At 52.0% G+C, this 7,711-nt stretch carries 10 protein-coding genes and 1 tRNA gene; all 11 read right to left on the bottom strand.

The window, feature by feature from the left end:
- Positions 1-2: 2 nt before the first annotated feature.
- Positions 3-78, bottom strand: a tRNA-Lys gene (locus JSN25_RS12345).
- A gap of 165 nt (positions 79-243) precedes the next feature.
- Positions 244-1,032 (bottom strand): cell division protein CpoB, encoded by a 789-nt coding sequence (gene cpoB, locus JSN25_RS12340; protein ID WP_038638952.1) that lies wholly within the window; start codon positions 1,030-1,032, stop codon positions 244-246.
- 9 nt (positions 1,033-1,041) lie between these two features.
- Positions 1,042-1,560 carry a peptidoglycan-associated lipoprotein Pal gene (gene pal, locus JSN25_RS12335; RefSeq protein WP_006685431.1) on the bottom strand — a complete coding sequence of 173 codons (519 nt, stop codon included), beginning with the start codon at positions 1,558-1,560 and terminating at the stop codon, positions 1,042-1,044.
- A 34-nt stretch (positions 1,561-1,594) separates the two neighbouring features.
- Entirely contained in the window at positions 1,595-2,887 is a 1,293-nt protein-coding gene (gene tolB / locus JSN25_RS12330; protein WP_204525723.1) for a Tol-Pal system beta propeller repeat protein TolB, read from the bottom strand.
- A 128-nt stretch (positions 2,888-3,015) separates the two neighbouring features.
- Positions 3,016-4,272: a cell envelope integrity protein TolA gene (gene tolA, locus JSN25_RS12325; protein ID WP_038638946.1), complete on the bottom strand. Its 1,257-nt coding sequence runs from the start codon at positions 4,270-4,272 to the stop codon at positions 3,016-3,018.
- Between the two features lie 64 nt (positions 4,273-4,336).
- The gene (tolR, locus tag JSN25_RS12320) at positions 4,337-4,765 is read right to left on the bottom strand and encodes a colicin uptake protein TolR (RefSeq protein WP_003022978.1); all 429 of its coding nucleotides are present in this window, start codon (positions 4,763-4,765) and stop codon (positions 4,337-4,339) included.
- Positions 4,766-4,768: 3 nt separating this feature from the next.
- Complete coding sequence (gene tolQ, locus JSN25_RS12315; RefSeq protein WP_003022976.1) at positions 4,769-5,461, bottom strand: Tol-Pal system protein TolQ; 693 nt, start codon at positions 5,459-5,461, stop codon at positions 4,769-4,771.
- The gene (gene ybgC / locus JSN25_RS12310; protein WP_003831439.1) at positions 5,458-5,862 is read right to left on the bottom strand and encodes a tol-pal system-associated acyl-CoA thioesterase; all 405 of its coding nucleotides are present in this window, start codon (positions 5,860-5,862) and stop codon (positions 5,458-5,460) included. Before ybgC ends, tolQ begins: the two co-directional genes overlap by 4 nt.
- A 275-nt stretch (positions 5,863-6,137) precedes the next feature.
- The gene (gene ybgE / locus JSN25_RS12305; protein WP_038638940.1) at positions 6,138-6,431 is read right to left on the bottom strand and encodes a cyd operon protein YbgE; all 294 of its coding nucleotides are present in this window, start codon (positions 6,429-6,431) and stop codon (positions 6,138-6,140) included.
- Complete coding sequence (cydX, locus tag JSN25_RS12300; protein ID WP_061381940.1) at positions 6,431-6,544, bottom strand: cytochrome bd-I oxidase subunit CydX; 114 nt, start codon at positions 6,542-6,544, stop codon at positions 6,431-6,433. The genes ybgE and cydX overlap by 1 nt, the downstream gene beginning before the upstream one ends.
- Before the next feature lie 14 nt (positions 6,545-6,558).
- Positions 6,559-7,698 (bottom strand): cytochrome d ubiquinol oxidase subunit II, encoded by a 1,140-nt coding sequence (gene cydB / locus JSN25_RS12295; protein ID WP_042309685.1) that lies wholly within the window; start codon positions 7,696-7,698, stop codon positions 6,559-6,561.
- Positions 7,699-7,711 lie beyond the last annotated feature (13 nt).

Below are 7,711 nucleotides of genomic sequence, written 5' to 3'. Positions count from 1 at the left end.
ATTGGTGGGTCGTGCAGGATTCGAACCTGCGACCAATTGATTAAAAGTCAACTGCTCTACCAACTGAGCTAACGACCCACTTTTTTCGCCGCTTTCAGGCTGTTTGATATCCCTTGGCAACGGCGGCATATATTACTGATTTCAGATTTTAGCGCAACAAAAATTTCGAGGTAAATAACTCAACTGCTTAGGAATCACACGACGCGACCAGAAATAACACGATTTCTGGTCGCATGGTGGTCATTACATCGCGTTAAGGCGTTTTTGCGCTTGTTTCGCGCCATCAGTGCCAGGATATTTAGTGATAACCTGCTGATAAACCGCTTTAGCTTTTGCTGTGTCGCCCTTGTCCTGCATGATGACGCCGACTTTATACATCGCGTCTGCAGCCTTAGGTGATTTTGGGAAATTTTTAACTACCGAAGCGAAATAGAACGCGGCATCATCTTTTTTACCCTTGTTGTAATTCAACTGACCCAGCCAATAATTGGCATTTGGCAGGTAAGTAGAGTCCGGGTACTTTTTGATGAAGTTCTGAAATGCTTCAATCGCGTCATCCTGACGGGATTTATCCTGTACCAGGGCGATTGCTGCATTGTAATCGGTATTCGCATCGCCAGTTTGTGCCGGAGCCCCTGACGTTGCCGCAGCCCCCGCATCAGGCGCAGGGGTCGCCGCCCCGCTCTGATCCCCACCCGCAGACTGCGCCGCAGGCGCGCTACCGCTGCCAAGATTATTCATCTGCAGCAATATCTGTTTCTGACGTTCAACAACCTGATTCAGTTGATACTGATTTTCCTGAATTTGACCACGCAGAGAGTCAATATCGGACTGATTATCGGAGAGTTGTTGCTGGAGTTGGGTTAAAAGCTGACTGTGAGCGTTAGAAATACGCTCGAGTTGAGTGACACGGTCTTCGACCGAGCCTGAGCCGACACTACTGATTGGCGCCTGTGCAAAAGCGGCCCAGGGGGCCGCTATGCCAACCAGTAACGACAGACTCAACAAATGATGTCTGAAGTTACTGCTCATGCAATTCTCTTAGTAAACCAGTACGGCACGACGGTTTTTGGAGTAAGCCGCTTCGTCATGACCCAGTACTGCAGGTTTTTCTTTACCGTAAGAAACGATGGAGATCTGGTCAGCAGAAACGCCTTTACCCTGCAGGTACATCTTAACGGCGTTTGCACGACGCTCACCCAGGGAAATGTTGTACTCAGGAGTACCACGTTCGTCTGCATGACCTTCTACGGTGACTTTGTAAGACGGGTTGCTACGCAGGAAGTTAGCGTGCGCATCCAGCATTGCAGCGAAGTCAGAACGGATATCGTACTTGTCCAGATCGAAGTAAACGATGTTGTTCTGCTGCAGCTGCTGCATCTGAAGACGCGCTTGCTCTTCAGAAGACATGTTGCCGCTGCCGTTTGCATCCATACCAGTGCCGGCACCCAGCATGCCTTCGCTGCCGTCATTGCTGGCGTTCTTGTTAGAAGAACATGCCGCAATAGCCATAACAGGCAGAGCAATCATCAGCCCTTTCAGCACTTTGTTCAGTTGCATTTCAATGATTCCTTTATTAATCAATTATTTATTATCACAGATACGGCGACCAGGCAGGGAATTTAACCTGACCATCAGTTGCCGGAAGACGCGCTTTGAAACGCCCATCTGTAGAAACCAAATTCAGCACGGATCCCATCCCCTGAGAAGAGCTGTAGATTACCATAGTGCCGTTAGGTGCCAGACTTGGCGTTTCATCCAGGAACGTTGACGACAGAACTTGTACGCCACCCGCTACCAGATCTTGTTTGGCAATGTGTTGCTGACCGTTAGCCGAGCTTACCATTACCATAAATTTACCGTCACTGCTCACATCCGCATCCTGGTTTTGCGAACCTTCCCAGGTAATACGCTGCGGAGCACCGCCGTTGACGTTAACTTTGTATACCTGCGGACGACCGGCCTGGTCAGAAGTAAAGGCCAGATTCTGGCTGTCCGGGAACCAGGTAGGTTCAGTGTTGTTGCTGCGACCATCCGTCACCTGACGGATTTGACCAGAACCAATGTCCATGACATACAGGTTCAGGCTACCGGTTTTAGACAGGGCAAACGCCAGTTTGCTGCCATCCGGAGAAAACGCAGGTGCGCCGTTGTGACGCGGGAAAGAAGCGACCTGACGAACAGCGCCATTAGACAACGTCTGAATAACCAGCGCAGAACGACCGCTTTCGAAGGTCACGTAAGCCAGTTTTGAACCGTCCGGAGACCACGCCGGAGACATCAGCGGCTGCGGAGAACGGTGTACCACGAACTGGTTGTAACCATCGTAGTCGGACACGCGTAATTCGTACGGGAACTGACCGCCGTTGGTCTGGACAACATACGCGATACGGGTACGGAATGCGCCCTTAATGCCGGTCAGTTTTTCAAATACTTCGTCACTGGCAGTATGGCCCGCGTAACGCAGCCATTGCTTGTTCACTTTATAGGTGTTCTGCGCCAGTATGGTACCCGGCGCGCCGCCGGTATCTACCAGTTGATAAGCCACGCTGTAGGAGCCATCAGGATTCGGCGTTACCTGCCCGACCACGACGGCATCAATACCCAGCGCAGACCATGCAGCAGGTTGAACTTCCGCCGCGGTGCCCGGCTGCTGCGGCAGACGAGAACGGTCTAATGGGTTAAATTTACCGCTGTTACGCAGGTCAGCGCCTACGATACCACCGATATCTTCAGGTGCAGCACCCGGCCCTGCCCACTGGAATGGGACAACGCCAATCGGGCGTGCCGAGTCCACCCCCTGGGTGATCTCGATACGTACTTCTGCATGCAGCACTGCTGCCCACAGCATCAGAAAACCAAATGCTACTCGTAATGCCTGCTTCATCATATCTCCCTTATCTGGACGGAACGCCCACGATAATTTAGCAGAATGTTAACAAACTCAAATACACAAAACTACCAGAACTCTGTCTCAACCTTAGACTGTTTCCCCCGATTTCTCAGGGGTTGTTATTACAGTTTAAAGTCCAGTTTGGCATCTTTTACTTTTTCATAAACAGCCTGGCTAGGCGGTTTAGGAATTCTGGCTGTTTTCGCAGCCGTCAGCGCAGCCTGGCACAATGCCGGATCGCCGCCCTCTTCGGTCACATCCAGTAACAGACCATCGGGTGCTAACTTGATATGTAGTACGCAAGATTTGCCCGCATACAAATCAGCACCATACAGACGGCTCTGGATCGCATTACGAATTTGAGAGGCGTAAGCACTGATATCAGCGCCAGATGCGCCGCCATTTGCACCACTTGTACCACTATCTTTCGCCGGCTGACCGTTTCCTTTCGCTCCACCACCTGATTTCGGCGCATTCTTACCGGAGCTTAAGTCACCCAACAGGTCGTCAACGCCCGAGGCCGCAGCGGCCTTCTCAGCAGCCGCTTTTTTCGCTGCAGCGGCTTTATCTGCCGCAGCTTTCTTGTCAGCAGCAGCTTTGTCAGCGGCAGCTTTCTTGTCTGCAGCGGCTTTTTCCGCAGCGGCTTTCTTTTCAGCCGCCGCTTTTTCAGCAGCTGCTGCTTTTGCGGCAGCGGCTTTTTCTGCTTTTTCGGCGGCAGCTTTTTCTGCTGCAGCTTGCTTAGCGGCTTCAGCCTGGGCTTTCTTCGCGGCGTCTGCGGCAGCCTTAGCGGCTTGTGCTTCGGCAACTTTCTTCGCATCAGCGGCGGCTTTAGCGGCTTCAGCCTCAGCTTTTTTCTGTGCGTCCGCAGCGGCTTTCTTCGCGGCATCTGCCGCTTGTTTCGCCTGTGCATCCGCCTTGGCCTTCGCGTCTGCAGCAGCCTTCGCCGCAGCTTCTTCAGCCTGTTTCTGCTGCTCTTGCGCTTTCGCGGCGGCAGCTTCAGCCTGTTTCTGCTGTTCCGCTTGTTCGCGCACTTTTTCCTGCGCGGCTAAACGTTCTTTTTCCAGCTGCTTCAGGCGCTCTTGCTCAGCGGCCTGTTTCTCGCGAAGTTCTTCAGCCTGTTGCTGCGCCTGTTTTTCACGCTGCTCTTCTGCACGTTTCGCACTTGCCTGCTGTTGCTGCTGCCTGTCGTACTGTTGCACAACGGCGCCAGGATCAACCATAACGGCGTCGATGGACGAACCGCCACCGCCGCCGGCTGAAGCATCAATGTGCTCATCGAACGAACTCCAGATCAGCGCTGCAAATAAAATGACATGCAGCACCGCTGAAATAATTATCGCCCTTTTGAGCTTGTCGTTTTGTTCGGTTGCCTTTGACACTCTCGGTTCCCAAAAAACTGTTCGCCTGTTACGCGCTATCTTTCAAGCCAGCAATACGCAGACATCAGATTGGCTGCGTCATCAAGCCAACCGATTTCACGCCTGCACTGTGTAACAAGTTCAGCGCTTTAATTATTTCATCATAAGGCACGTCTTTCGCACCACCGATTAAAAAGACCGTTTTCGGATTGGTCTGCAGGCGGCTTTTCGCTTCCGCAATAACCTGCTCCGGCGGCAGTTGATCCATACGATCTTTTTCAACCACCACGCTGTATTGCCCAATACCGGAAACTTCAATAATGACCGGAGGTTCGTCGTTACTGCTGACGGCTTGCGATTCGGTCGCATCCGGCAGATCGACTTCCACACTCTGGGTAATGATCGGCGCGGTTGCCATAAAGATCAGCAGCAGCACCAACAGTACGTCGAGCAGCGGTACAATATTGATTTCGGACTTAAGTTCGCGACGACCTCGTCCACGCGTTCTGGCCATGGCTTACCCCTTGTTGCTCTCGCTAACGGTAAACGCCTGGCGGTGCAGAATCGCGGTAAACTCTTCCATAAAGTTGTCGTAATTCAGTTCCAGCTTGTTCACGCGCTGATTCAGTCGGTTGTAAGCCATAACCGCCGGGATTGCCGCAAACAGACCGATAGCCGTCGCAATCAACGCTTCCGCGATACCCGGTGCGACCATTTGCAACGTTGCCTGTTTTACCGCGCCCAGCGCGATAAACGCGTGCATGATCCCCCAAACGGTACCGAACAGACCGATATACGGACTGATGGAGCCGACGGTGCCGAGGAATGGAATATGCGTTTCCAGCGTTTCCAGTTCACGGTTCATCGAGATTCGCATCGCACGGGATGCCCCCTCAACGACCGCTTCCGGCGCATGGCTATTGGCCCTGTGCAAACGCGCAAATTCTTTGAATCCGCTATAAAAAATTTGTTCCGATCCCGCCAAATTATCACGACGCCCCTGACTTTCCTGATACAGGCGTGACAACTCAATACCAGACCAGAACTTGTCTTCAAATGCTTCTGCTTCACGTGAAGCGGCATTCAGAATACGGGTCCGCTGGATAATAATGGCCCAGGATGCGATTGAGAAACCAATCAAAATCAACATGATAAGTTTAACCAGAAGGCTTGCCTTCAGGAACAAATCAAGGATATTCATGTCAGTCACTGCTTAAACTCCGCGACAATAGACTTGGGAAGCGCACGAGGCTTCATTTTGAGTGGATCAACGCAAACAATCAGAACTTCGGCTTCATTCAGCACGGTGTTCTCTGCGTTGACAATGCGTTGCGTGAAAACCAATGAGGTGCCACGCATTGACGTAATTTCGGTTTGGACTTCGAGCATATCGTCGAGCCGTGCAGGCGCAAAATACTCAAGAGTCATCTTGCGCACCACAAAGGCTACGCGCTCTGCCAGCAGCACCTGCTGACTGAAGTGATGATGACGCAGCATCTCTGTGCGTGCTCTTTCATAAAAAGCGACGTAGCTGGCGTGGTAAACCACCCCACCGGCATCAGTGTCTTCATAGTAGACACGAACCGGCCATCGAAACATATACTTATTCATTCTTACTGCCTCTTTGTTGGCTTCGTCCACTCACACCCGTTGCTTACCCTGGTAAGCGCCTGGTGACTCGCGTTTTTGCCGCCGCGATGCATCAAGAATGTCGTTGTATATCGCGCTGTCTTCACTGTACATCCCGGTAATGCAACAAAAGGTTAGTGCTTTCAAACTTCGCTACTATACGCGCGGGAATGGTGCTTTGGAATGGGGGAAAGTAAACGGAGAGTAAAAAATTATGGGCTTATGCAAGCCCATAAATATTTAAGGATGTTTCTTATTCAAAAGAAGAAGAAAATCAGACCAACAACGAGGACGATATCCGCGATCAGCGGGCAGAAGATGCCCTGCCAGTGCACCGCGCGAGGACGAAAGCCAACGCCGTGAATGATGCCAGCGCAGACAGCCCACATCAGCAGAAAACCATGCCAGATTTCAAGCTCACTGGTTTTGGCCGCGAAACGTGACGGGTCCCAGAATATGCAGCCAGCCAACACGATTGCCAGCACAAAGGAAAGCGCCCGCAAGGGGCGCTTGTCCATTACCGCATAAACCATCGCGATAAGGTTGATCATCAACTTTCTTCTTGTCCGGCTTTGCCTGATTCAACGTGCTCAAGCGCCAGGGCTGTGATTATCCCAAATGCACAGGCAAGAAGCGTTCCCAGAATCCATGCGAAATACCACATATTTAGCTCCTTACTTAGTACAGAGAATGGGTGTTACGTTCAATATCTTCTTTGGTGATGCGACCAAACATTTTCCAATAACACCAGGTGGTGTAGATGAGAATGATCGGTACAAACACCAGTGCCACATAAGTCATCACGTTCAGCGTCAGCTGACTGGAAGTCGCATCCCACATGGTCAGACTCGCGTTCATCATGGTGCTGGATGGCATCACAAACGGGAACATTGCGATACCGGCAGTCAGGATGATGCAGGCTAACGTCAGTGAGGAGAAGACGAACGCCCATGCCCCTTTCTCCATACGAGAAGTCAGGATGGTCAACAGCGGCAGAACCACGCCCAGTGCAGGAACCAGCCACAGGACAGGTGCATTATTAAAGTTCACCATCCATGCGCCAGCAACACGCGCCACTTCTTTGGTCAGCGGGTTAGAGGCGGCATGATGATCCACTGCAGAGGTCACAACATAACCGTCAATACCGTAAATCACCCACACGCCGGCCAGCGCGAAGCAGACCAGAGTCACCAGCGCCGCTACCTGCGCGGTGGTACGCGTACGCAGGTGCAGTTCACCAACCGTACGCATCTGCAGGTAGGTCGCGCCCTGGGTGATGATCATACCAACACTCACGATACCTGCCAGCAGACCAAACGGATTCAGCAACTGGAAGAAGTTACCGGTGTAGTACAGACGCAGGTACTCATCGATATGGAACGGTACGCCCTGCAACAGGTTACCGAACGCCACGCCAATTACCAGCGGCGGAACAAAGCTACCAATGAAAATGCCCCAGTCCCACATGTTACGCCAACGAGTGTCTTCAATCTTGGAACGGTAATCAAAACCGACCGGACGGAAGAATAAAGACGCCAGTACCAGAACCATCGCCACATAGAAACCAGAGAACGCAGCGGCATACACCATCGGCCAGGCAGCGAACAGAGCGCCACCCGCGGTGATGAGCCAAACCTGGTTACCGTCCCAGTGCGGGGCGATGGAGTTAATCATAATTCGACGCTCGGTATCATTACGACCGAGGAAACGGGTGAGCATGCCCACCCCCATGTCGAAGCCATCAGTGACCGCAAAACCAATCAGCAGAATGCCGACCAACAGCCACCAGACAAAACGCAATACTTCATAATCGATCATTTGACGACTCCTG

It is taken from the genome of Citrobacter cronae (genome assembly GCF_016893685.1).
Lineage (GTDB): Bacteria > Pseudomonadota > Gammaproteobacteria > Enterobacterales > Enterobacteriaceae > Citrobacter > Citrobacter werkmanii.
This window is presented reverse-complemented; position numbering and strand designations above follow the sequence as displayed.

What these genes read in the sequence shown, in the direction of transcription:
- cydX (WP_061381940.1), bottom strand. Translation starts at nt 6,544, where the DNA reads ATGTGGTATTTCGCATGGATTCTGGGAACGCTTCTTGCCTGTGCATTT.
- tolB (WP_204525723.1), bottom strand. Translation starts at nt 2,887, where the DNA reads ATGAAGCAGGCATTACGAGTAGCATTTGGTTTTCTGATGCTGTGGGCA.
- cydB (WP_042309685.1), bottom strand. Translation starts at nt 7,698, where the DNA reads ATGATCGATTATGAAGTATTGCGTTTTGTCTGGTGGCTGTTGGTCGGC.
- ybgE (WP_038638940.1), bottom strand. Translation starts at nt 6,431, where the DNA reads ATGATCAACCTTATCGCGATGGTTTATGCGGTAATGGACAAGCGCCCC.
- tolR (WP_003022978.1), bottom strand. Translation starts at nt 4,765, where the DNA reads ATGGCCAGAACGCGTGGACGAGGTCGTCGCGAACTTAAGTCCGAAATC.
- pal (WP_006685431.1), bottom strand. Translation starts at nt 1,560, where the DNA reads ATGCAACTGAACAAAGTGCTGAAAGGGCTGATGATTGCTCTGCCTGTT.
- ybgC (WP_003831439.1), bottom strand. Translation starts at nt 5,862, where the DNA reads ATGAATAAGTATATGTTTCGATGGCCGGTTCGTGTCTACTATGAAGAC.
- cpoB (WP_038638952.1), bottom strand. Translation starts at nt 1,032, where the DNA reads ATGAGCAGTAACTTCAGACATCATTTGTTGAGTCTGTCGTTACTGGTT.